Genomic DNA, 22006 nt, shown 5'->3' with positions numbered 1-22006 from the left:
CCGACGCAATGACGAGGACGACACCCGGCGGCGATGACCGCCGCCGGCAGAGCGTTTAGTTCAGCGTCGCCCCCAACGGCCGCCGCTCGCCGCCAACCGAAACGTCGCCGATCATCAGCCCCATCGGCCCGAGCCGCACCGGCACCGCCTCGCCGTCGTGGAGCTGCCCGGAGAGCAGCAGTTCCGCGAGCGGATCCTGCACGGTCTTCTGGATCACGCGCTTGAGCGGGCGTGCCCCGTAGGCCGGGTCGTAGCCCCTGTCGGCGAGCCAGCCCTCGGCCTCGTCGTCGATATCGAGGGCGATCTTGCGCTCGTCGAGCAGTTTCTGCAGCCGGGCGAGTTGGATCTTGACGATCGCACCCATCTCGGAGCGAGCGAGGCGGTGGAACAGGATGATCTCGTCGATCCGGTTGAGGAATTCCGGCCGGAAGTGCCCGCGCACCACGCCCATCACCTCCTCGCGCACCACGTCCGTGTCCTCGCCCGCCGGCTGATTCACCAGATATTCGGAGCCGAGATTCGACGTCATGATCAGCAGCGTGTTGCGGAAATCGACCGTGCGGCCCTGCCCGTCCGTCAGGCGCCCGTCGTCGAGCACCTGCAGCAGGACGTTGAACACGTCCGGATGCGCCTTCTCGACCTCGTCGAACAGCACGACCTGATAGGGCCGCCGCCGCACCGCTTCGGTCAGCGCCCCGCCCTCCTCGTAGCCGACATAGCCGGGAGGCGCGCCGATCAGCCGGGCGACCGCATGCTTCTCCATGTATTCCGACATGTCGATGCGCACGAGGGCGGTGTCGTCGTCGAACAGGAAGCCGGCGAGCGCCTTGGTCAGCTCGGTCTTGCCGACGCCGGTGGGGCCGAGGAACATGAACGAGCCGATCGGCCGGTTCGGGTCCTGCAGTCCGGCCCGCGCCCGCCGCACGGCGGTCGAGACCGCCTCCACCGCCTCGCGCTGGCCGACGACGCGCTTCGCCAACGCATCTTCCATCGCCAGCAGCTTTTCGCGCTCGCCCTCCAACATCTTGTCGACGGGCACGCCGGTCCAGCGCGAGACCACGCCGGCGATGTGGGCCGGCGTCACCGCCTCCTCCATCATGCCGTCGCGGTCCGCAGCGGATTCGGCCGCGGCCTCGATCTCGGCGAGCGTCTTCTCCAGTCCCGGGATCACGCCGTAGGCGAGCTCGCCCGCGCGCTGGTACTGGCCCTGGCGCTGGGCGTTGGCGAGGTCGGTGCGGGCCTCGTCGAGCTTCTTCTTGAGGTCGGCCGCGGCGCCGAGCTTGTCCTTCTCCGATTTCCAGCGGGCCGTGATCGACGCGGACTGCTCCTCGAGCTCGGCCAGCTCCTTCTGCAGGCGCTGGAGCCGGTCACGGGAGGCGGCGTCGGTCTCCCTCTTGAGGGCCTCGCCCTCGATCTTGAGCCGCACGATCTCGCGGTCGACGTTGTCGAGTTCCTCCGGCTTCGAATCGACCTGCATGCGCAGGCGCGAACCGGCCTCGTCCATCAGGTCGATCGCCTTGTCGGGCAGGAAGCGGTCGGTGATGTAGCGGTTCGACAACGTCGCCGCCGCGACCAGGGCGGAATCCTGGATGCGCACGCCGTGGTGCTGCTCGTACTTCTCCTTGAGGCCGCGCAGGATCGAGACCGTATCCTCTACGGTGGGCTCGGAGACGAAGACCGGCTGGAAGCGCCGGGCCAGAGCCGCGTCCTTCTCGACATGCTTGCGGTACTCGTCGAGCGTGGTCGCGCCGACGCAGTGCAGCTCGCCGCGGGCCAAAGCGGGCTTCAGAAGATTCGACGCATCCATGGCGCCGTCGGCCTTTCCGGCGCCGACCAGCGTGTGCATCTCGTCGATGAACAGGATGATGCCGCCGGCCGCAGCCGTGACCTCGGACAGCACGCCCTTCAGCCGCTCCTCGAATTCTCCGCGGTACTTGGCGCCCGCGATGAGCGCGCCGAGGTCGAGCGCCAGCAGGCTCTTCTCCTTCAAGCTCTCCGGCACGTCGCCGTTGACGATGCGCAGGGCCAGCCCCTCGACGATGGCGGTCTTGCCGACGCCGGGCTCGCCGATGAGGACGGGATTGTTTTTGGTGCGCCGTGACAGCACCTGGATGGTGCGGCGGATCTCCTCGTCACGCCCGATCACCGGGTCGAGTTTGCCCTCGCGGGCAGCCTCCGTGAGGTCGCGGGCGTACTTCTTCAGCGCGTCGTAGGCGTTCTCGGCCGAGGCGTTGTCGGCGGTGCGGCCCTTGCGCAATGCGTTAATTGCGGCATTGAGCGAGGCCGCTGTGACGCCGGCGGCGGCGAGCGCCCGGCCGGCCTCGGATTCCTTCTCGACGGCGAAGGCGAGTAGGAGCCGTTCGACCGTGACGTAGCTGTCGCCAGCCTTCTCGGCGGCTTTTTCCGCCGTGTCGAACAGGCGCACGAGATCGCGCGTCGCCTGCGGCTGCGCACTGTTCCCCGAAACCTTCGGCTGCTTGGCGAGCCACTGTTCGATCTGGGCCAGCGCGACCTTCGACTGGCCGCCGGCTCGGTCGATCAGGCCCGCGCAGAGCCCTTCCGTGTCGTCGAGGAGCACCTTGAGCAGGTGCCCCGGGGCGAGCTGCGGATGCCCCTCGCGCATCGCCAGCGACTGCGCCGCCTGGACGAAGCCGCGAGCCCGCTCCGTGTATTTCTCGAAATTCATGCGTCGATACCCTCATCCCGATCGAACGCCCTGCCCGGCCAACCGGCACAGCCACGCCCGATGCGACCTCCCGCGGGGTCGGCCCCGCCGGGACACCGACGCCTCATGAGGCCGCCGGTGAGAGGAATTTGGTGTTGTATATTCGTGACACAAGGGGTCTGAACGGGCCGACTGCGTAAGCCGAGATCGCTGCTTGGTGGCTTGTCGCGAGGCAGCGCCGGGATTAGCCCGGTTTCATGAGCCAGCCTTCGGAAATCCGCATCGCGCATCTCTATCGTTACCCTGTCAAAGGGCTCTCCCCCGAACGCGTCGCCTCGGCCGAGCTGGAAACCAGCGGCTACTTTCCCGGCGACCGGCTCTACGCGATCGAGAACGGGCCTTCGGGCTTCAACGAGGTCGCACCGCGCCACCTGCCCAAGATCGTCTACCTGATGCTGATGCGGAACGAGGCGCTGGCCCGGCTGCGCACCCGCTTCGACGACGCATCACACAGGCTCACCATCGAGTACGGAGACGATGCCCCGGTCGTCTACGACCTCGGCAGCCGTGAGGGGCGCGATGCACTCGCCGCGTTCATGAAAGGCTTTCTGCCGCACGAATTGCGTGGCGAGCCGCGGGTGCTGGAGGCCCCCCCGGGCTACCGCTTCACGGATTCGCGGACGGGCTTCGTGTCGTTCATCAATCTCGCCAGCGTGCGCGCGGTCGAGGACTTCGTCGGCGCGCCGGTCGACCCGCTGCGTTTTCGCGGCAACGTCCTCCTCGACGGTCTCGACCCCTGGGCCGAACTCGACCTCGTCGGCCGCATCGTCGAGGCGCCGGGGGGCGCCCGGCTCAAGGTTACCGCGCGGACGCAGCGCTGCGCGGCGACGAACGTCGATCCGCAGACCGGCTTTCGCGATCTCGCGATCCCGCGCGCGCTCGACGAGCGGCTCGGCCACATGGATTGCGGCGTCTATGCCGAGGTGATCGCAGGCGGCGTCCTGCGCGAGGGCGACGCTCTCACGCTCGACAGGTAAAGCGCCGCGTTCCGCGCGGCGGCGGTCATCCGCCGGGCGCGCGGAACGCGACCCTCGGCCGAGGGTCGCGCGAACGACAGTCAGTGATCGACAGGCTCGGCCACCGCGGCGAGCTTGGTGCGCCGTTCGCACATGATCTTGAGGTAGCGTCCGTCTCCGCCTGGAAGGCCTGCCGAGGCAGCGGAGGCCTGGGCGTGCATCATGCACTCCATGGCCGAATGTGCCGGTGCGACGATGATGTCGAGGGCGGTATCGCGCGAGCAGTCCACGGAGGAGAGCGTGGTCGCGCAGACGAGGGCGACGGCGAGAAGTTCAGGCATGACGGACCCCATTTTCGTGTTGCGAAAAGGTCCGCGGGGTTGCTCCGGCGTGGGAGTCACCGCGTGGTCGTTGCCTGGGCGTCCCCCTCTTGCTTATCGTCTTGCGGGCGTATCACGCAGAGGCCGTGCCAAATCTGCCTGAGCACTCCCGGTTGGGGGCCTGACGTGTGATGCATGTCACAGCGCGCGGCGAGGTCGAACGGTCAGTCGCGGGCCTTGAGCCAGGCCGGCTCAGGCTCGCTGCGCGGCATCAGGGCGGCCACGGCGTCGAGGTCGACGGTGAAGTTCTGGGTCAGGCGATCCCAGATCTCGGCCTGCGACGGCGCATTCTGACCGAAGGCGTGGAGCGCGCGCGCCAGGAGATTGGGGCTGGTCAGTGTCGGGCGCGGGGTGAACAGGTCGGTATCGAGCATGGTCGTGTTCCTGGGCGGCAGGAACACTATCCGTCGGCATGGTTAATCGAGCGTTAAATTTGATCTTTTGTTAAGGCCCGCTCGTTAAGCAGTCTGCCGAAGCTTTCGCCAGCACCGTCGATCTTATCCCGGCATGACGTGCGCCCGGCGCGCTGTTCCGCAGCGCCGGGGGCTAATCCGATCCGTTCGCCTCGCCGCCGACCTCGCCGAAGATCGGGACGAAAGCCGCCCGCAACGCCATGTCGGCTTCGTCCATCGAGACGATCCGCCCGAGGTCGGCGAGGCTGGTGACGCCGTGCCGGCGCACCCCGCACGGCACGATGCCCGAGAAATGCGAGAGATCCGGCTCCACGTTGAGGCTGATGCCGTGCAGGCTCACCCAGCGCCGGACGCGGATGCCGATCGCCGCGATCTTGTCCTCGACGCCCTCCCCCTTCTCCGGACGCCGCACCCAGACGCCGACGCGGTCCTCGCGGCGCTCCGCGCGCACGTTGAAGGCGTCGAGGCTGGCGATGAGCCAGGCCTCCAGGCTGGCCACGTAGGCACGCAGATCCTGCCGGCGGCGGCCGAGGTCGAGCATCACGTAGGCCACGCGCTGGCCCGGTCCGTGATAGGTGAACTGCCCTCCCCGCCCCGTTCGATGCACGGGAAAGCGCTCCGGCTCGACGAGGTCGACGTCCTGGGCGGAGGTGCCCGCGGTGTAGAGCGGCGGGTGCTCCAGCAGCCAGACGAGCTCTGGGGCATTTCCCCGCGCGATGGCGGCCGCACGCGCCTCCATGGCCTCCACGGCCTCCTCGTAGCCGACCGGCGTATCGCTCACCCGCCACACCACCGGCGGCGAGCCGGACGCGGGCAGGAACGAGACCGGGCTCACCGACAGGCGCGGGGTGGAGTTTCGTGGGCCGATCGCCCCGTCGTTTACCAAGGCTTCACCATAACGCGCGGAAGGTCGGTGCTGGCATCATACCCATGGATCCCGCCGCGTCGGCGCCGGGGCCATCGGTACAGGAAACGTGGCGTGGCCGTTCTCGAAGACCTCAAGGTCGACCTCAAGGTGGTGCTCGGGCGCAGCCACATGCCGCTGCACATGCTGCTGCGCATGGGCCGCGGCGCCGTGATCGAACTCGAATCCACCGAGACCGATATGGTCGAGATTCTCGCCAACGACCACCCGATCGCGCGCGGCCAGATCGTGGTGACGGGCAACCGCATATCGATCGAGGTCACCGAGCTGATCCGCAAGGCCTCCGTCATCCGCACCCCCGGCGTGACCATCGGCGAAGGCGAGGTCCCGATCCTCGAACGGGGCGACGACCGCGCTTGACGCAAGGGGGCGAGCCGGCGCCGTCGTGCGATTGGCTCGGCGAAAGTGGAAACCGCGCTTGTGCCTGCCGAAACCATCTGGTACTCGCTGCGCCGCTCACACGGGCTGACCGGCCCCGCTCGCGGCGCTGGCCCGGGACATGTGGCGAGCGGCCATGGCGGAATTGGTAGACGCGCTAGCTTGAGGTGCTAGTCCCGCGAGGGGTGGAGGTTCGAGTCCTCTTGGCCGCACCAACCTAACGGTTGGTGTTTTTTCTAGATCGACGCTTCCGACGATCGAGGCGCAGACTTTGCCCTCGGAGGCGAGCGCGTAGCTCAGCTGGTAGAGCAACGGACTTTTAATCTGTAGGTCCTGGGTTCGAGTCCCAGCGCGCTCACCACATTGCTCGGACGGGCTGCCGAGGCCCGGCGTGCGGGTGATCCCGCAAGATCTCACCTCCTCATGATTGTATGCGTGTGCGGGCCTCGTCGAGGATGCGCGCCAGGGAGTTCGCCAGAGCGATACGCGGCTGCCAGCCCGTCGCGCGGGTGAGCGCCGAGGCGTCGCCGCTGGCCGTCGGAATCTCGGAGGGGCGCAGCCGGTCGGTCGCGATGCGGATTTCGAACGGCACCCGCGCCCTTTCGCGCAGGCCGTCGAGCAGTTCGGAAATCGGCCGGGCGCGACCCGACCCGACATTGAAGATGCTGGCCGTCTCAAAGTCGTCCGTCCTGCGGATCACGGCGGCATAGGCGGCAACGACGTCGCCGACGTCTAGGAAGTCGCGCCGGGCGGACAGGTCGCCGACCTCCAGCACCGGCTCGGACAGCCCGGCCTCGATCCGGGCGATCTGGCAGGCGAAGGAGGCGACGACGAAGCGCTCGTCCTGCCCTGGGCCGATATGGTTGAACGGCCGTAGCGCGACCGACCTGATGCCGGCGGCGGGCAGTACGTCGGCGAGCAGGCGCTCTCCCGCGAGCTTCGTGCGGGCATAGGTGTTGGCGGGCATCGGCACGGTGCGCTCGTCGAGTGCCGTGCCTGCGAGGAAGGCGCGCCCGTAGACCTCGCCGGAACTCGCGAACAGGAGGGTGGAGCCCGGCGCACCCGCGATCACGGCCTCGGCGAGATTGAGCAACCCGACGACGTTCGCCTGCCAGGTTTCCGCCGGCGAGCCGCCGGCCTGACTCACGGATGAGAGACCTGCGAGATGCAGGATGTGGGTCGGCGCGAAGCCGGCGACGAAGCGCGAGAGGCCGTCACGGTCGAGCAGGTCGATCGCGGCCAGGATCGCGCCTTCGGGCGCGGCCTTGGAGATGTGGAGGTCGAGCCCCGCCAGTGCGTCGCCCGGCGCCTGGGCCTCGGCCAGAGCCCGCAGCGCGTGACGGCCGACGAAGCCGCCGACGCCGGTGATCAGGATACGTGGCAGCGTCCGCTCCCCTTGCTCGACGCGACGGACGTCGCGTCGCGGTCCGATGGCTTATCGGACAAATCCGGCTTGCAGACGAGTTTCGCCCATCGGCGCCGTCCTCAAGCCAATTCAGAGCTATGACGCGATGGGTGCCGCAAGGAAGATCGAGCGCGGCGCCGGGGCCCCCGTCCATCACCGCGAGTTCACGGCCCGGTAAGCCCGAGCCGATACGAACGCATCGCGAGCGCGCTGCTCGCCGCATGTCGGGGAGGCCTATCATCGACTCTCGGTCCGTCGCCGCCTATGGCCGCATCCGACACCGCGCCTGTTCACGCAGCCACCGCACGGAGCCCCTCGTCATGAACGCACAGGCGGGGCCTGCCTCCCGGGACCGGCCCTCCGAGGGCTTCACCGTCGGCGAGCCGCCAGCGTTCGGCGCGCGCAGGAACGAATAGTATCGGGCCCTCATCGGCGAAAGCCAGCGATTCAGGGCTGGGCCGAATGCTCATGGCGTCTCGTGAAATCTATTCGCGTCGTCGAAACGCCGAATCAACAACTCGAGCGGCTCTGCATAATCTCCACGAAGCCCGAGCCGGTCGTGCGCACCCTCCAGCTGAATCGTCGCCTGATCTACGAGGCACGCAGCTGAAAAGGAGCGCGACCTGCTCGATCCAACTGAAATTCGTGGCGGACCTCGCATCCGCTGCCTGATCCGATCCAACGCACGGGACGAACGGAAATGAGTGAGAACCCCACGTCGAAAAGCGCCGACGTCAGTTCATCCGAAGGTGTCGCGGCCGACGAACTGAGGCAGTTCATCGAGCGGATCGAAAGGCTGGAGGAAGAGAAGGCGGGCATTGGCGGCGATATCAAGGAGGTCTTCCAGGAACTTCGCGGCAGGGGCTTCGACGTCAAGGCCGTGCGGACATTGATCCGCATGCGTAAGAAAGATCATAGCGAGCGCCAGGAAGAAGAAGCGATCTTGGATCTCTATATGCAGGCTCTCGGCATGGTCTGAAAATGAGATTGTAAATTATTCTATATTTGAAGGCTGAAAACATTTTGGAATTGGCCCGGCCGATAGCAGTTGTTTGAGATCGGTCGGGCTTTGATTTGCGGTCTGACGGCGATTGCGCCATCTGGCCATGATCGTGAGGCACCTCGTCGGGAACGGATCGAACCGAAGGATGCCGGGGTGTTGCCCGTCGCATCGCGTACCGAGGCCGGGCCGCCGGGACGCGTCGCGGTGGCTTCTCGAAGCGCCTGCGAACTCAGTCGGCACGGTCTTTCGCAAGAATCGGATCCATCGATAGAGAATCTTCTACTGCGGCTGCAAAACAAAGAAACAGATTTCGCCGGACCTCGGCTATATCGATCGCATACAATATTATGCGGACGGGGTCGGCTGACATGGTCGAAGTTCTGAATCGGCGCGGTTTTCTGAAGGCGTCCACGGCTTTCGCGACGGGGGCGGCAGCCGGCTTCTCCTGCATCGAGCTCGCCAGCGCTGCCCCGATCGAGATACCGACGATCGACAGGTTGAGCCTGCGCGTCTTGATCGATTCGGCTCACGATCAGTTCCTCAAGCCCAGCACGGTCCGGGGCGTGGTGCATCAGCCGCCCGGCAATGGCCGCGGGAGCGACTATCGCAAGGTCCTGCACAACCAGTGGGGCTTGTCCCTCTTCGTCGAATCGCAGCGCGCGGACGAGTCCCGGACGATCCTGCTCGATTTCGGCTACAGCCCCGACGCGCTCCTGAACAACATCGAGATCCTGAAGGTCGACCCGACCAAGATCGACGCCCTGATCGTGAGCCACGGCCATCACGATCATTACGGCGGCCTGACCGGATTTCTCGACAGCTATCGGGACAAGCTCGCACCCGACGTGAAGCTCTATGCCGGCGGCGAGGACAATTTCTGCCACCGCGTCAGCCCGAGCGGCGTGCAGGGCCAGTTCACGGATTTCGGCCAGCTCGATCGACGCGAACTGGCCGCGCGGCGGATCACCACCGTCCTGTGCGAGACGCCGACGGTGGTGGCCGGCCACGCCTTCACCACGGGCCAGATCAAGCGCTCGTCGATCGAGCGCATCCTGCCCAACACGTTCGTGGAGCGCGGCAGCAAGGACGGCCTGGGCTGCGATGCGAGCCACTATTCGCCGCCGGAACTGCAGGGCAAGATCCTGCCGGACGAGCACGTCCACGAGCACGCGACGTGCTTCAACATCAAGGACAAGGGGCTCGTCGTCATCAGCTCCTGCGGCCATGTCGGCATCGTGAACTCTGTCCGGCAGGCCCAGGAGGTCTCCGGCGTGAAGAAGGTTCACGCCATCGTCGGCGGCTTCCATCTCGGGCCGGCCCCGAAGGAGTATCTCAGCCAGGTCGTCGCCGAGATCGGGAAGCTCGAGCCCGACGTCGTCATCCCGATGCATTGCAGTGGCCTGAATTTCGCGCTCGAAGCGCAGGCACAGATGCCGGCCGGCATCCTCGTTCCGACTACGGGCAGCCGGCTCACGTTCGGTGCGTAGCCTCGCGGCCGGTGCGGCGCTTCTGGCGGTCCTCGGCTGCCACCCGGCGCTGCCGGCATCGGGCGAGAGCCCGACCCGTCAGCGCTCCGCGGCCGAGCTGATGGACGTGCTGATGTGGAATCGCGAGCCGGTCGGCGGCCCGTTCGCGCTCGTCGATCACGAGGGCCGCCCGAGGACGGAGGCGGATGTCCGCGGCAGGCTCCTGCTCGTGTATTTCGGCTTCACGTCCTGTCCCGACATCTGCCCGACGGACCTCCAAGAGATCGCGCGGGTCCTGACCATGCTCGGGGACGAGGGCGACGCGATCCAGCCGCTCTTCGTCACGCTCGATCCCGAGCGCGACACGGTCGCCGCGCTCGCCGAGTACGTGCCGAACTTCCATCCGCGTCTGGTCGGCCTGACCGGGAGTGTCGAGAGCGTCCGCGTGGCCGCCGACGCCTACAAGGTCTTCTACGAGAAGGTCGCGCGCGCGAACGGCGAGTACACGATCGACCACTCGGCCTTCATTTATCTGATGGACCGGTCCGGCGGCTATCTCGGCTTCTTCCCGCCGGGCACCTCGGCCGAGCGGATGCTGACGATCATCCGGCCGCATCTGGCGCGGCGCTGAGGTCGCTGCGCTCTTGTTAGGGGATCGGTGTCGCGTGTGGTCGGCCCGGATGCCTTGAGCCCTTCGAGCAACCCCATTTCCATGGTCCTCGGGATCGCGTTCGCGATCTGAGCAGCCTCTGGATCGGATAGATGCGAAACGCGGAACGACGAGTTTCAGGGGCCGGTGTTACGCCGGAGCTGCCGAAACATCGCCAGGGCAGGGTCGGTCCCGCCGTCAAACGATCGACCACCAAGCCTGAAAACCTGGTGGAGCTGAGCGGGCTCGAACCTACGTTCGATTAACCCATTGCGGTTATGGAAGTCTTTGGACGACCGAAGGATTTCGGGACGCATCCTGGGACGAACGTGGGACTTATCCTCCCGTAGCTTCGGATCTTACCCTTGCCTCGCCAGCCAGATCCCAAGAAGGCCTATCTCGAACTCCACGGCACGACCTGGCGCGTCAGCGTCGCCGTTCCGAAGGAGGCTCGCAAGACGCTCGGCACCGGGCGGCTGAAGCACAACCTCGGCACCGACAGCCTCACCGTCGCGAACGTCCTCAAGCGACAGCACGTCGAGCGTTTCAAGAAACAGATCCAGGACGCCCTCGACGCGATCCGCGGCCCGAGCAAGTCCGACCTGCACGTCGCACTTGAGCTGGGCAAGGTTGCGGTACGGCTGCGGGAGCAAGGGTCGCCTGAGGAGTGGCGCGCCTTCACCGACGCTGTCTACGAGCGCCACGCCGAGATCCGTTTCAAGGATGCCCGCTGGATCACGGTCGAGGACCCGGAGCACGGTCCGTTCGAGCAGGAAGAGGCGCGTCCGGAGCAGGCCCGGAAAGCCGACCTGTTCTCCGACGTCGCCTACGGGCGCGCGACGCCCATCGACCTTCACCATGAGGCCTACCTGGCGCAGCTGTTCGTGACACGGCGTACGAAGTCCGACGACGAACGCGCCCTCAAGCTCATCCTTCAGTGGTGCGCGAGGGATGGAATCCCCCCGTCGGTCGAGAGGATCGACGGGAAGAGGGCCTATGCCTTCGCCGATGCCCTGAAGGAGATGACCGGTCTCGATCATGTGACGCTCAACAAGTACATCGGTCGCCTGTCGTCGTACTGGCAATACCTGGTGCAGCGGACGGATGCGGCGAAGACCAACGTGTTCGCCGGCGTCGTGGTGAAGGGACCGAAAAAGCCCCACGACCAGAAGGAGCGGCCCTTCTCGAACGGAGAACTGGCACGGCTGCTCCTGGGGCCGGCGACGCCGCACATGTCGGACTTGATGATGATTGGCGCGCTGACCGGCGCCCGTCTCGACGCCATCGTCCGGCTTAGGGTGTGCGATACCGCGAACCGCTGCCTGCTGTTCCAGCCGCAGAAGTCGGAGACGACCGCGCGCTACGTCCCCGTGCATCCGGACCTCGCGGTGGTGATCGCGCGGCGAACGGCGGGGAAGGCGCCAAGCGACGACCTCTTCCCCGAATGGCCGCCTGTGTTGGACCCCAACTCGAAGCGCGAGCGCAGCTTCAAGGCCTCGAACCATTTCACGGATTACCGACGTTCGATCGGCGTCAGCCACGACATCCCTGGGGTGCGGCGCTCCCTCGTAAATTTCCACTCATTCCGGCGGTGGTTCATCTCCCGCTTGGAACAGGCAGACGTTGCCGACAGCCTGATCGCCGCCGTTGTCGGCCACAAGCGCAGCGGCATCACGCTCGGCGTCTACAGCGAGGGTCCGGTGATGCGGTCCGCGCGCAGGGCTGTGGCGAAGGTGAGATTGCCGCCGCTGGACGGCAGCCGTGTGCAGGAGCCGGACCAGGTCATCGCGCGGTCTTAGCCGTCGCGCCGACATCCGGCCCGAGACGTCACCCGAAGGTCCGGCATCCCCTTGCGCCCCGCCCGAAACCCTAGCCTCGCCGACGGCAGGGAATTGCCGGCGAGGGCCATCCCGAAGGAGGCTTTCCCATCAGCCCAGCATACGACTCCTACATCAGGTCGCCTGCCTGGCAGGCGAGCCCGGCCCGCCTGGCCGAGATCGAGGCGGCGGGACGCCGGTGCCGTGTCTGCTACGCGGGGGCGGCGGACGCCGTGCTGGAGGTCCACCATCGAACCTACCTCCGCTTCGGTCGCGAGCATCCCTCGGACCTGACGTTGCTGTGCAGACCCTGCCACCGGGTGGTGACGGACGAGCTGCGCCGTCGCCGTTACGCCCGCAGACCGGTCGGGCCGCCGCAGGACGTCCGAGACCTAGTTCCCGGTCGCCGCCTGACCGGCCGGGCCGCGAGACCTTGGCCGCGTCGGCCATCTGCCGCCCGTTCATCCCGCCGGGCAGGCCGACGTCGGTCATCAGCAGGTCGATGCGCACGTCCGATTGCAGCACCTTGAGGCCCGAGGTGCCGTCCGCCGCCTCGATGGCGGCGTAGCCAAGATCCTCCAGCGCCTCCGTGACGAGCATCCGCACCGTGGGCTCGTCGTCGACCACGAGCACCGTGTCTCCGACCTTGGCCCGGGCCACCTCCGACAGGTCGGGGACCGCTTCGGACGCCTCCGCCTCGCCGCGGTGGCGTGGCAGATAAAGGCAGACCATCGTGCCGTTGCCGGGCTCGGAGCAGATCCGCACCTGACCGCCCGACTGCTTGGCGAAGCCGTAGATCATGCTCAGGTCGAGGCCCGTGCCCTCACCCATCGGCTTGGTGGTGAAGAACGGATCGAATGCCTTCGCCACCACCTCCGGTGGCATGCCGCTGCCGTTGTCCTAGACGCACAGCGCCACGTACTGCTCCGGCTCCAGGTCGCGCTCGCGGGCGCTCCGACATCGGCGCCCTATTCACCGACGTCGACATGCCGGGCACCATGTGGGGGATGACCCTGGCTGGGCGCGTGCACGAGGCCTGGCCCGATATCCGTCTCGTCGTAACCTCTGGACGACAGTGGTTCGCCGACGGCGAGATCCCCGATCACGGCCTGTTCGTGCCGAAGCAGTACAGCTCGGATCAGGTCATCGATGCGATCCGTCACGCGACCTGATCCGAGCCATACGGCCTTGAGCATCCTCATCTCAGCCGGGGCTGGAAGCCGATGTCGATCGCCACGGCCTTCAAGCGGTCGGGCTCGCGTTCCTTGCGCTCGGAGTAGCGGTCGACGAGGTAATCGGATCGCTCGCGGGTCAGGAGCGTGAATTTGAGCAGTTCCTCGCAGACATCGACCACCCGGTCGTAGAGCGGCCCGGGCTTCATCCGGCCGGCGTCGTCGAACTCCTTGTAGGCCATCGGCACAGACGACTGGTTCGGGATAGTGATCATCCGCATCCAGCGCCCGAGCACGCGCAGACCGTTGACCGCGTTAAACGATTGCGAACCCCCCGAGACCTGCATCACGGCCAGGGTCCGCCCTTGCGTCGGGCGCACTGACCCTTCCGCTAGCGGCAGCCAGTCGATCTGGCTTTTGATGACCCCGGTCATGGCGCCGTGCCGCTCGGGGCTGACCCAGACATGGCCCTCGGACCAGATCGAGAGGTTCCGGAGTTCCTGGACCTTGGGGTGATCGGGCGCGGCGTCGTCGGGCAGCGGCAGGCCGTGCGCGTCGTAGATCCGCACCTCGCCGCCCATCGCCTCCAGGAGGCGCGCGGCCTCGTAGGCGAGGAAGCGGCTGAACGAGCGCTCCCGGAGCGAGCCGTAGAGGATCAGGAAGCGCGGGGCGTGGGTGAACGGCGCCCCCACCTGCATTTCGGCCGTCGTCGGGACTACGAAGTGCCCCTCGCTCAGGTTCGGCAGGCCGTCGGCGAAGGGCTGTCGAGGCTTGTCCAAGGAGCTTCTATCCTCTACGTTTCAACGATGGTTGAGATATTGACATCATGATGGACGAACGGCAAGCCGTCGCCGCCTTTGCGGCCCTCGGCCAGGAGCATCGCCTGCGCATCGTGCGCCAGCTCGTCACCGCGGGGCCTAACGGGATGGCTGCCGGCATGCTGGCCGAGGCGGTCGGCGTGTCCGGCACCAACCTGTCGTTCCACCTGAAGGAACTCAGCCATTCCGGCTTGGTCACCTCCCGGCGCGAGGGCCGGTCGATCATCTACATCGCCGCCTACCCGGACCTTTCCGAGCTCATCCAGTTCCTGATGCGCGATTGCTGCCAGGGCCGCCCCGAGGTCTGCGCCCCGGCCGTCGCCGCCCTATCCGCCTGCTGCAAGGAGACCGCCTGATGGACGTCGTGATCTACCACAACCCGGATTGCGGCACGTCCCGCAACACCCTGGCCCTGATCCGCAACGCCGGCATCGAGCCGCACGTGATCGAGTACCTGAAGATGCCGCCGAACCGGATCATAATCCGCCAGCTCGCGCAGCGCGCCGGCATCACCGTGCGCGACCTCCTGCGGGAGAAGGGTACGCCCTATGCCGAGCTCGGCCTGGGCGACGCGACGCTCACGGACGACCGGCTTCTCGATGCCATCGAGGCTCACCCGATCCTGCTGAACCGCCCCTTGGTCGTGAGCCCGACGGGCGTAGCCCTGTGCCGTCCCTCCGAGGCGGTCCTCGACCTCCTGCCGGCCCAGCAGGGCGAGTTCGTCAAGGAGAACGGCGAGCGCGTCGTCGACGAGCACGGGCGGCGCGTCGCCACCGCCTGATACGTCCCGAGCTTCCAAGAACAAGAAACGGTCCCGATGCTCGCTCTCGCCATCTTCGTGGTCACCCTGGTCTTCGTCATCTGGCAGCCGAAGGGGTTTGGCATCGGGTGGAGCGCGCTGATCGGGGCCGGGGTGGCGCTGGCCACCGGGGTTATCCACGAGGGTGACATTCCAGCGGTCTGGCACATCGTCTGGGACGCCACGTTCACCTTCGTCGCGCTGATCATCATCTCGCTGCTGCTCGACGAGGCCGGCTTCTTCCACTGGGCGGCGCTCCACATCGCCCGGTGGGGCGGCGGCCGGGGGCGCCTGCTGTTCCCGTTGGTGATCCTGCTCGGCGCCGCCATCGCGGCGGTGTTCGCCAACGACGGCGCCGCCCTGCTGCTGACCCCCATCGTGCTGGCCATCCTGCTGCGCCTGGACTTCAAGCCGGCGGCCGCGCTGGCCTTCATCGTCGCCTGCGGGTTCGTGGCGGATTCAACCAGCCTACCGCTGGTGATCTCGAACCTCGTCAACATCGTCAGCGCGAACTTCTTCGACATCTCGTTCAGCCGCTACGCCGCGGTGATGGTGCCGGTGAACCTCGTCTCGCTCGCGGCGACCCTGTTGGTGCTGTGGCTGTTCTACCGGCGCGACCTGCCGGCAACGTACCCGGTGGCCGAACTGGAAGCGCCGCGGCACGCGATCAAGGACCCGCTGGTCTTCAGGGCGGCCTTCCCGCTTCTTGGGGTGTTGCTGATCGCCTACTTCGTGACGGCCCCATTCGCCGTGCCGGTCTCGGTGGTCACCAGCGCCGGCGCCCTCGTGCTGCTGGCGCTGGCCAATCGCAGCCGGGTCATCCCGATCCGCAAGGTGCTCGCCGGAGCTCCCTGGCAGATCGTCCTCTTCAGCCTCGGCATGTACCTCGTCGTCTACGGCCTGAAGAACGCCGGCCTGACCGACTACTTGGCGCAAGGCCTCGTCTGGCTTTCGGGCCACGGACCGTTCGTCGCCACCATCGGCACGGGGGTCGCCGCAGCCATCCTGTCCTCGGTCATGAACAACATGCCGAGCGTGCTGGTGGGCGCGCTCTCGATCCAGCAGGCCCCGGACCTGTCGCCCTTGATGCGCGAGCTCATGGTCTACGCCAACGTCATCGGCTGCGACCTCGGTCCGAAGTTCACGCCCATCGGCAGCTTGGCGACCTTGCTCTGGCTGCACGTCCTCGACACGAAGGGCCAGCGCATCACTTGGGGCCAGTACATGCGGGTCGGCCTCGTGATCACCCCTCCGGTGTTGCTCGTCACCCTGGCGGCCCTGGCGCTGTGGCTACCGATGCTTGGGGCTCGGTAGCGTAGCGATGACCCGTCGCGCCGCTGGTCCGCCATGTCGGCCCTGGGCGTAATCCAGGTCCTGACCTGGGGCTCCTCGTTCTACCTTCCGTCGGTATTGGCGAAGCCAGCGTCTTAGTACACGGGGCTGACGTATGCGGGCGCCGATGCGACCTATTCCCTACTTGGCGTGCTCGCCCTGGCGATCGTCGCGCTTGTTGTCTGCCTTCAGCGCGTCAGGCAGTCCGGTCGCTTCCTTGCCGACCCGCGATGTGGCATCGTCCGTCCGTGACCTTCTGGCTCGCCTTCCGGCGGCTGCTTCCGCTTTTCGCAGTGCTCAGCCTCGCCCTCGCGCCGGTGACCGCTTCCGCGGCCGCCGCGGGCATGCGCGCGCCGACGGCCGTCGAGGGACACGCCATGGCGATGCCTGACGACGCCATGGACGACATGCCGTGCTGCCCCAAGGAACGGCCTGACCTTCCCGATTGCTCCAAGGCCTGCCCGCTCATGGCGCTGTGCCTGGCAAAGGTGGCCACGGGCTTGCCCGGCGGTTTCGGGATGCCCGTACGCCTCGCTGTCGTCGAGGGAACGGTGTGGGTCGTCACCGCGTCCTTCGAAAGCCTCTCGCAAGGGCCACCCTCCGAGCCTCCCCGAGCCTGAATTCGATGTCGCCGGCGCTTGCGCCGGCACGGTGACGCGCGTCCGCGCGTGGCCATCCATCGCGTTCAGGAGACAAGCCCCGTGACCATAAACCCTTTCGCGCGCGCCATGACCGCCGCGCTGCTCGGCCTCGCCCTCACCTCGGCGGCCAGGGCCGATATCAAGGACTACGAGTTCCAGCTCGTGAAGAACGAAGCGAAGCAGGGCGACGCCATCCTAGACGTCCGCCTCGTCGACAAGCGCACGTCCAAGCCTGTGTCCGATGCCGTGATCTTCGCCAAGCGCATCGACATGGCCCCGGACAGCATGGAGGAGATGACGTCCAGGATCGAGCAGATGCCCTCGCCGGAACCAGGCATCTACCGGTTCAAGGCGAAGCTGACGATGGCCGGCGGCTGGCGCCTGTCGCTCGGGGCCAAGGTCCCCGGCGAGACCGGTACCGTCGAGAACAAGCTGGTGCTCAAGGCCACCAAATGAGTCGGTCGGCTTGGGCAGCCGGGACCCTCGCCGCGATCGCGGCGGGGGTTTTGGGATATGGCGCGGGGCGGGAGGGGAGCCACGTGCCGGCGCTCGTCCAGCAGGCGCGGACAGGGTTTGCCCATTGGCTGCCGGGAACATCCCGGCCGGCTTCCCCGATGCAGGCCCCGGTCGCGGCGAAGGCGACGGGACCGGTCGTCTACTTTCAAGACCCGGACGGGAAGCCGGACTACGCCTCCGAACCCAAGCGGACGGCGGACGGTCGCGACTACCGCGCCGTCCGCGCGAGCGAGGACGTGCGCTTCGATGAACCCGACGAGGCCGAGGCGATGCCCGACGCCGGCCACGGCGACATGGCAATGGGTCAGCCCACGACGCCTGCGAGCGCCCGCAAGGTGCGGTTCTACCGCAACCCGATGGGCCTGCCCGACACCTCGCCGACCCCGAAGAAGGACTCGATGGGGATGGACTACCTCCCCGTCTACGAGGGCGAGGACACCGACGACGGCACCGTGAGGATCTCGCCGGGCAAGCTCCAGCGCACCGGGGTCCGGACGGCGGTCGCCGAGCGACGCGTCCTGTCGATGCCGGTGCGCGCGCCGGGCGCCATCGAGGAGGACGAGCGCCGGATCTCGGTCATCGCGATGCGCACCGACGCATTCATCGAGAAGGTCGAGGCCGTCACCACCGGCGACCACGTCCACAAGGGCCAGCCGCTCCTGCGCCTGTTCTCGCCGGAGATGAACGCGGCCGCGGCGCAGTACCTCACCGGCATCGGCTACGAGGGCGCCCGCCGGCGCCTGGAGAACCTCGGCATCCCGCCCGAGGTCATCGACGAGATCGAGCGCACCCGAAAGGTGCCCTCCACCATCACGTGGTCGGCGCCCCGCGACGGCGTCGTGGTCGAGCGCAACGTCTCCGACGGCATGCGCGCGAAGTCCGGCGACACCCTCTTCAAGCTCGTCGACCATTCCAAGGTCTGGGTCCTCGCCGACGTGACCGAACGCGACCTGGCGGCCGTGGCCGAAGGCCAGACGGCGACCGTGCGCGCCAGGACCTTTCCGGATCGCGTCTTCACCGGCGCGGTGACCCGGATCTACCCGCACCTCGCCATGGGGACCCGGACCGCCCGCCTGCGCATCGAGCTGCCCAACCCGAACGGCGACCTGCGCCCGGGCATGTTCGCCGACGTGACGATCGCCACCGGCAGCGACAAGCCGGTGGTGGCGGTGCCCGACGACGCGGTCATCGACACCGGCACGAAACAGGTCGTCCTGCTCGACAGGGGCGAGGGCCGCTTCGAGCCGCGGCCGGTCAGGCTCGGCACCCGTGGCGACGGCTACGTCGAGATCCGCGACGGCATCGTCGCCGGCGACCGCGTGGTGACGTCGGCGAACTTCCTCATCGATGCCGAGAGCAACCTGAAGGCGGCCCTCCAAGGTCTTTCCGAGCCGAAGCCCGATCCCGGGCCGCAGGCCGCCGCCGAGGGGAAGGCGCCATGATCGCCCGCCTGATCGCCTGGTCGGCGAGGAATCTGATGCTGGTCCTGATCGGGACGGTGTTCGCGGTGGGAGCCGGGCTCTACGCCCTCAAAACCCTCCCGCTCGACGCGATCCCGGACCTCTCGGACGTCCAGACCATCGTCTACACCGAGTACCCCGGGCAGGCGCCCCAGGTCATCGAGGATCAGGTAACCTACCCGCTGATCACCGCGATGTTGACGGTGCCGCGGTCGAAGGTCGTGCGCGGCTTCTCGTTCTTCGGGGTCTCGTTCGTCTACGTGATCTTCGAGGACGGCACCGACCCGTACTGGGCCCGCAGCCGGGTGCTCGAATACCTCAACACCGTGGCCAAGCGCCTGCCGGCCGGCGTGACCCCGACGCTGGGACCGGACGCGACCGGGGTCGGCTGGGTCTACCAGTACGTCGTGGTCGCCAAGGAACGCACGCTGGCCGAACTCCGCTCGCTCCAGGACTGGGTCGTCCGCTTCGGGGCGTCGCGTGCCGAGGGCGTCGCCGAGGTCGCGGGCGTCGGCGGCTTCGTGAAGCAGTACAACGTAGTGGTCGATCCGAACCGGCTGCGGGCGCAGGGCATCACCCTGTCGAAGCTCCGGGACGCGGTCCGGGCGAGCAATGCCGACGTCGGCGGCCGCACCGTCGAGCTCTCGGAGTTCGAGTTCGTGGTCCGCGGAAAGGGCTACCTTCGGAGCGTCGCCGACATCGAGAGCATCGTCCTCAAGACCGAGGCGGGCACCCCCCTGCGGGTGAAGGACGTCGCCCGGGTCGAGCTCGGTCCGGACGAGCGCCGCGGCATCACCGAGATAAACGGCGACGGCGAGGTCGCCGGCGGCATCGTCCTTCAACGCTTCGGGGCGAACGCCCTGAACGTCATCGAGAACGTGAAAGCCCGCCTTTCCGAGGTCGCCGCCAGCCTGCCCAAGGGCACGGAGATCCTGCCGGTCTACGACCGCTCGCACCTGATCGAGGCGGCCATCGAGACCCTCAAGGGCACGCTGATCGAGGAGAGCGCCATCGTCGCCCTCGTCTGCGTCGTGTTCCTGCTCCACGTCCGCAGCGCGCTGGTCGCGATCCTGATGCTGCCGGTCGGCATCCTGATGGCGTTCGCGGGCATGAAGGCCCTCGGGCTCGGGGCCAACATCATGAGCCTGGGCGGCATCGCCATCGCGGTGGGTGCCATGATCGACGCCGCCATCGTGATGATCGAGAACGCCCACAAGCACCTGGAACGGGCGCCGCCGGACAAACCCAGGGTCGAGATCCTGATCGAGGCGGCGGGCGAGGTCGGGCCGTCGCTGTTCTTCTCGCTCCTCATCATCACGGTGAGCTTCCTGCCGATCTTCACCCTGGAGAGCCAGGAGGGCCGCCTGTTCGGTCCGCTGGCCTTCACCAAGACGTTCGCCATGGCGGCGGCGGCGGTGCTGTCCCTGACCCTCGTCCCGGCGCTGATGGTCCTGTTCGTCCGCGGCCGGATCATCCCCGAGCACCGCAACCCGGTGAACAGGTTCCTGATCTGGATCTACCGCCCCCTCATCGCAGGCGTCCTGCGGGCGCGGGTGCTCACCATCCTGCTGGCTCTCGTCGTCCTGGCGGCGACGGCGTGGCCGGCGAGCCGGCTCGGCTCGGAGTTCATGCCCGACCTCGACGAGGGCACCCTCATGTACATGCCCACCACCCTGCCGGGCATCTCGGTGACCAAGGCCGGCGACCTGCTCGCCACCCAGGACAGGATCATAAAATCCTTCCCCGAGGTGGCCTCGGTCTACGGCAAGGCCGGACGGGCCAACACCGCGACCGACCCGGCGCCGTCGGAGATGTTCGAGACCATCGTCAACCTGAAGCCGAAGGCCGAGTGGCGCCCCGGGGTCACGACGGCGAGCCTGAGGGCCGAGATGGACGCCGCGCTCCAGTTCCCCGGGGTCTCGAACGCCTGGACCCAGCCGATCCGCGCCCGCATCGACATGCTCTCGACCGGCATCCGCACGCCGGTTGGGATCAAGGTGCTGGGGACGGACCTGACCGAGATGGAGAAGGTCGCCCGCCAGGTCGAGGCGGTGGTGAAGGCGGTGCCGGGCACGTCGAGCGCCTACGCCGAGCGCGTCCAGGGCGGCTACTTCCTCGACATCACCCCCGACCGCGAGGTGCTGGGTCGGTACGGGCTGACGGTCGGCGAGGTGCAGGACGTGATCGGGATGGCGCTGGGTGGCGAGAGCGTCACCGACACCGTCGAGGGCCGCGAGCGCTATACCGTCAACGTACGCTACCCGCGCGCCTTCCGCTCCGACCCGCGATCTATCGCCTCCGAGGTCCAGGTGCCGATTGCTGGCGGGGGTACGGTGCCGCTCGGTGAGGTCGCCAAGGTGCAGTTGAACCGCGGCCCGACACAGATCCGGACCGAAAACGGTCAGCTCGCGGTCTTCATCTACGTCGACGTCGCCGGTCGCGACCTAGGGGGCTACGTCGCCGAGGCGAGGTTGGCTGTAGCCAACGAGGTCAACCTCCCACAGGGCACCCTGGTGCAGTGGAGCGGACAGGTCGAGTACCTCGACCGTGCAACCGCCCGGCTGAAGGTCGTGGTGCCGCTGACGCTGCTGATCGTGTTCCTGCTGCTCTACCTCAACTTCCAGAGGCTCACCGAGACGCTCATCGTCATGCTGTCGCTGCCCTTCGCCCTCGTCGGCGGGGTCTGGCTGATGTGGTGGATGGGCTTCAACCTGTCGGTGGCGGTCGCGGTCGGCTTCATCGCGCTGGCCGGCGTGGCCGCAGAGACCGGGGTAATCATGCTGGTCTACCTCGACCATGCGCTGGCCGAGATCCGGGCCGGATGCGACCGCGACGGCAGGGCATTCACCCGGAAGGACCTGCGACGGGCCATCATGGTCGGCGCGGTCGAGCGGGTCCGCCCGAAGATGATGACGGTGGTCGCCATTATGGCCGGACTCCTGCCCATCCTCTGGAGCACGGGATCGGGCTCGGACGTGATGCAGCGGATCGCGGTGCCGATGATCGGCGGCATGGTCTCGTCGACCGTGCTGACCCTGCTGGTGATCCCGGCTGTCTACGGCTTGGTAAAGGGGTGGGGCCTTCCGGATGTCGAGGAGGTACGCGAACCCGTCTTCGGGCAGGCTATGCCCTTGGCGGCCGAATGAGGGAA

General features: G+C 67.5%; 20 protein-coding genes, 2 tRNA genes and 1 pseudogene. 16 read left to right on the top strand and 7 right to left on the bottom strand.

Annotated features, from left to right (window positions below):
* Window positions 1-55: 55 nt before the first annotated feature.
* Window positions 56-2686 carry an ATP-dependent chaperone ClpB gene (gene clpB / locus FV217_RS00695; RefSeq protein WP_147813252.1) on the bottom strand — a complete coding sequence of 877 codons (2631 nt, stop codon included), beginning with the start codon at window positions 2684-2686 and terminating at the stop codon, window positions 56-58.
* Between the two features lie 236 nt (window positions 2687-2922).
* Here clpB and FV217_RS00690 point away from each other — a divergent pair, with 236 nt between their 5' ends.
* The gene (locus FV217_RS00690; protein ID WP_147813250.1) at window positions 2923-3702 is read left to right on the top strand and encodes an MOSC N-terminal beta barrel domain-containing protein; all 780 of its coding nucleotides are present in this window, start codon (window positions 2923-2925) and stop codon (window positions 3700-3702) included.
* 80 nt (window positions 3703-3782) lie between these two features.
* On the opposite strand, the gene FV217_RS00685 is transcribed toward FV217_RS00690, so the two are convergent.
* The 3 genes from FV217_RS00685 to lipB all read right to left on the bottom strand — a co-directional run bounded on the left by FV217_RS00685 (window position 3783) and on the right by lipB (window position 5267).
* Window positions 3783-4022 (bottom strand): hypothetical protein, encoded by a 240-nt coding sequence (locus tag FV217_RS00685; protein ID WP_147813248.1) that lies wholly within the window; start codon window positions 4020-4022, stop codon window positions 3783-3785.
* A gap of 203 nt (window positions 4023-4225) precedes the next feature.
* Window positions 4226-4435, bottom strand: coding sequence for a hypothetical protein (locus FV217_RS00680; protein ID WP_147813246.1), 210 nt, complete (start codon window positions 4433-4435; stop codon window positions 4226-4228).
* Between the two features lie 172 nt (window positions 4436-4607).
* Window positions 4608-5267, bottom strand: a complete 660-nt coding sequence (lipB, locus tag FV217_RS00675) for a lipoyl(octanoyl) transferase LipB (RefSeq protein WP_246682697.1) — start codon at window positions 5265-5267, stop codon at window positions 4608-4610.
* A gap of 186 nt (window positions 5268-5453) precedes the next feature.
* On the opposite strand from lipB, the gene FV217_RS00670 reads away from it, so the two are divergent.
* The 3 genes from FV217_RS00670 (at window position 5454) to FV217_RS00660 (ending at window position 6138) form a co-directional block, all read left to right on the top strand.
* On the top strand, window positions 5454-5759 hold the full coding sequence (locus tag FV217_RS00670; RefSeq protein ID WP_147813244.1) for a FliM/FliN family flagellar motor switch protein: 306 nt from the start codon (window positions 5454-5456) through the stop codon (window positions 5757-5759).
* Between the two features lie 148 nt (window positions 5760-5907).
* A tRNA-Leu gene (locus FV217_RS00665) sits at window positions 5908-5992 on the top strand.
* A gap of 70 nt (window positions 5993-6062) precedes the next feature.
* Window positions 6063-6138: transfer RNA gene (locus tag FV217_RS00660), tRNA-Lys, on the top strand.
* 60 nt (window positions 6139-6198) lie between these two features.
* Here the strand turns inward: FV217_RS00660 and FV217_RS00655 are convergent.
* Window positions 6199-7101 carry a GDP-mannose 4,6-dehydratase gene (locus tag FV217_RS00655; protein ID WP_238231141.1) on the bottom strand — a complete coding sequence of 301 codons (903 nt, stop codon included), beginning with the start codon at window positions 7099-7101 and terminating at the stop codon, window positions 6199-6201.
* Between the two features lie 781 nt (window positions 7102-7882).
* On the opposite strand from FV217_RS00655, the gene FV217_RS00650 reads away from it, so the two are divergent.
* The 4 genes from FV217_RS00650 to FV217_RS00635 all read left to right on the top strand — a co-directional run bounded on the left by FV217_RS00650 (window position 7883) and on the right by FV217_RS00635 (window position 12099).
* Entirely contained in the window at window positions 7883-8161 is a 279-nt protein-coding gene (locus FV217_RS00650) for a DUF2312 domain-containing protein (RefSeq protein ID WP_147813240.1), read from the top strand.
* 392 nt (window positions 8162-8553) lie between these two features.
* Window positions 8554-9672: an MBL fold metallo-hydrolase gene (locus FV217_RS00645; RefSeq protein ID WP_147813238.1), complete on the top strand. Its 1119-nt coding sequence runs from the start codon at window positions 8554-8556 to the stop codon at window positions 9670-9672.
* Window positions 9665-10282 carry an SCO family protein gene (locus FV217_RS00640; protein ID WP_238231098.1) on the top strand — a complete coding sequence of 206 codons (618 nt, stop codon included), beginning with the start codon at window positions 9665-9667 and terminating at the stop codon, window positions 10280-10282. Before FV217_RS00645 ends, FV217_RS00640 begins: the two co-directional genes overlap by 8 nt.
* Window positions 10283-10665: 383 nt before the next feature.
* The gene (locus FV217_RS00635; protein ID WP_147813235.1) at window positions 10666-12099 is read left to right on the top strand and encodes an integrase; all 1434 of its coding nucleotides are present in this window, start codon (window positions 10666-10668) and stop codon (window positions 12097-12099) included.
* Between the two features lie 438 nt (window positions 12100-12537).
* On the opposite strand, the pseudogene FV217_RS00630 reads toward FV217_RS00635, so the two are convergent.
* Window positions 12538-13071 (bottom strand): annotated as a pseudogene (locus FV217_RS00630) (ATP-binding protein); the annotation flags it as partial.
* A 32-nt stretch (window positions 13072-13103) separates the two neighbouring features.
* Between FV217_RS00630 and FV217_RS00625 the strand changes: the two are divergent.
* A complete protein-coding gene (locus FV217_RS00625; RefSeq protein ID WP_348641943.1) occupies window positions 13104-13289 on the top strand; it encodes a hypothetical protein in 186 nt (61 codons plus the stop codon).
* A gap of 26 nt (window positions 13290-13315) precedes the next feature.
* On the opposite strand, the gene arsH is transcribed toward FV217_RS00625, so the two are convergent.
* A complete protein-coding gene (arsH, locus tag FV217_RS00620) occupies window positions 13316-14068 on the bottom strand; it encodes an arsenical resistance protein ArsH (RefSeq protein WP_147813233.1) in 753 nt (250 codons plus the stop codon).
* 47 nt (window positions 14069-14115) lie between these two features.
* Here arsH and FV217_RS00615 point away from each other — a divergent pair, with 47 nt between their 5' ends.
* The 7 genes from FV217_RS00615 (at window position 14116) to FV217_RS00585 (ending at window position 22001) form a co-directional block, all read left to right on the top strand.
* Window positions 14116-14463 (top strand): metalloregulator ArsR/SmtB family transcription factor, encoded by a 348-nt coding sequence (locus FV217_RS00615; RefSeq protein WP_147813231.1) that lies wholly within the window; start codon window positions 14116-14118, stop codon window positions 14461-14463.
* Entirely contained in the window at window positions 14463-14888 is a 426-nt protein-coding gene (arsC, locus tag FV217_RS00610; RefSeq protein ID WP_147813229.1) for an arsenate reductase (glutaredoxin), read from the top strand. Before FV217_RS00615 ends, arsC begins: the two co-directional genes overlap by 1 nt.
* Before the next feature lie 36 nt (window positions 14889-14924).
* Window positions 14925-16220 carry an arsenic transporter gene (locus FV217_RS00605; RefSeq protein ID WP_147813227.1) on the top strand — a complete coding sequence of 432 codons (1296 nt, stop codon included), beginning with the start codon at window positions 14925-14927 and terminating at the stop codon, window positions 16218-16220.
* A gap of 266 nt (window positions 16221-16486) precedes the next feature.
* On the top strand, window positions 16487-16858 hold the full coding sequence (locus tag FV217_RS00600; RefSeq protein ID WP_147813420.1) for a hypothetical protein: 372 nt from the start codon (window positions 16487-16489) through the stop codon (window positions 16856-16858).
* Between the two features lie 81 nt (window positions 16859-16939).
* Window positions 16940-17335, top strand: a complete 396-nt coding sequence (locus FV217_RS00595) for a FixH family protein (protein ID WP_147813225.1) — start codon at window positions 16940-16942, stop codon at window positions 17333-17335.
* Entirely contained in the window at window positions 17332-18837 is a 1506-nt protein-coding gene (locus FV217_RS00590) for an efflux RND transporter periplasmic adaptor subunit (protein ID WP_147813223.1), read from the top strand. Before FV217_RS00595 ends, FV217_RS00590 begins: the two co-directional genes overlap by 4 nt.
* Complete coding sequence (locus FV217_RS00585) at window positions 18834-22001, top strand: CusA/CzcA family heavy metal efflux RND transporter (protein ID WP_147813221.1); 3168 nt, start codon at window positions 18834-18836, stop codon at window positions 21999-22001. The genes FV217_RS00590 and FV217_RS00585 overlap by 4 nt, the downstream gene beginning before the upstream one ends.
* Window positions 22002-22006: the final 5 nt, after the last annotated feature.

The sequence above is a fragment of the Methylobacterium sp. WL9 genome (assembly GCF_008040035.1).
Taxonomy (GTDB): Bacteria; Pseudomonadota; Alphaproteobacteria; order Rhizobiales; family Beijerinckiaceae; genus Methylobacterium; species Methylobacterium thuringiense.
Note: the sequence above shows the minus strand (reverse complement) of the source record. Positions and strands in the feature narration are given on the sequence as shown.

Excerpts from the sequence above, each read along its gene's own strand:
- clpB (WP_147813252.1), bottom strand. The coding sequence starts at position 2,686 with ATGAATTTCGAGAAATACACGGAGCGGGCTCGCGGCTTCGTCCAGGCG.
- FV217_RS00690 (WP_147813250.1), top strand. The coding sequence starts at position 2,923 with ATGAGCCAGCCTTCGGAAATCCGCATCGCGCATCTCTATCGTTACCCT.
- FV217_RS00685 (WP_147813248.1), bottom strand. The coding sequence starts at position 4,022 with ATGCCTGAACTTCTCGCCGTCGCCCTCGTCTGCGCGACCACGCTCTCC.
- FV217_RS00680 (WP_147813246.1), bottom strand. The coding sequence starts at position 4,435 with ATGCTCGATACCGACCTGTTCACCCCGCGCCCGACACTGACCAGCCCC.
- FV217_RS00650 (WP_147813240.1), top strand. The coding sequence starts at position 7,883 with ATGAGTGAGAACCCCACGTCGAAAAGCGCCGACGTCAGTTCATCCGAA.
- FV217_RS00645 (WP_147813238.1), top strand. The coding sequence starts at position 8,554 with ATGGTCGAAGTTCTGAATCGGCGCGGTTTTCTGAAGGCGTCCACGGCT.
- FV217_RS00625 (WP_348641943.1), top strand. The coding sequence starts at position 13,104 with ATGCCGGGCACCATGTGGGGGATGACCCTGGCTGGGCGCGTGCACGAG.
- FV217_RS00615 (WP_147813231.1), top strand. The coding sequence starts at position 14,116 with ATGATGGACGAACGGCAAGCCGTCGCCGCCTTTGCGGCCCTCGGCCAG.
- arsC (WP_147813229.1), top strand. The coding sequence starts at position 14,463 with ATGGACGTCGTGATCTACCACAACCCGGATTGCGGCACGTCCCGCAAC.
- FV217_RS00605 (WP_147813227.1), top strand. The coding sequence starts at position 14,925 with ATGCTCGCTCTCGCCATCTTCGTGGTCACCCTGGTCTTCGTCATCTGG.
- FV217_RS00590 (WP_147813223.1), top strand. The coding sequence starts at position 17,332 with ATGAGTCGGTCGGCTTGGGCAGCCGGGACCCTCGCCGCGATCGCGGCG.
- FV217_RS00585 (WP_147813221.1), top strand. The coding sequence starts at position 18,834 with ATGATCGCCCGCCTGATCGCCTGGTCGGCGAGGAATCTGATGCTGGTC.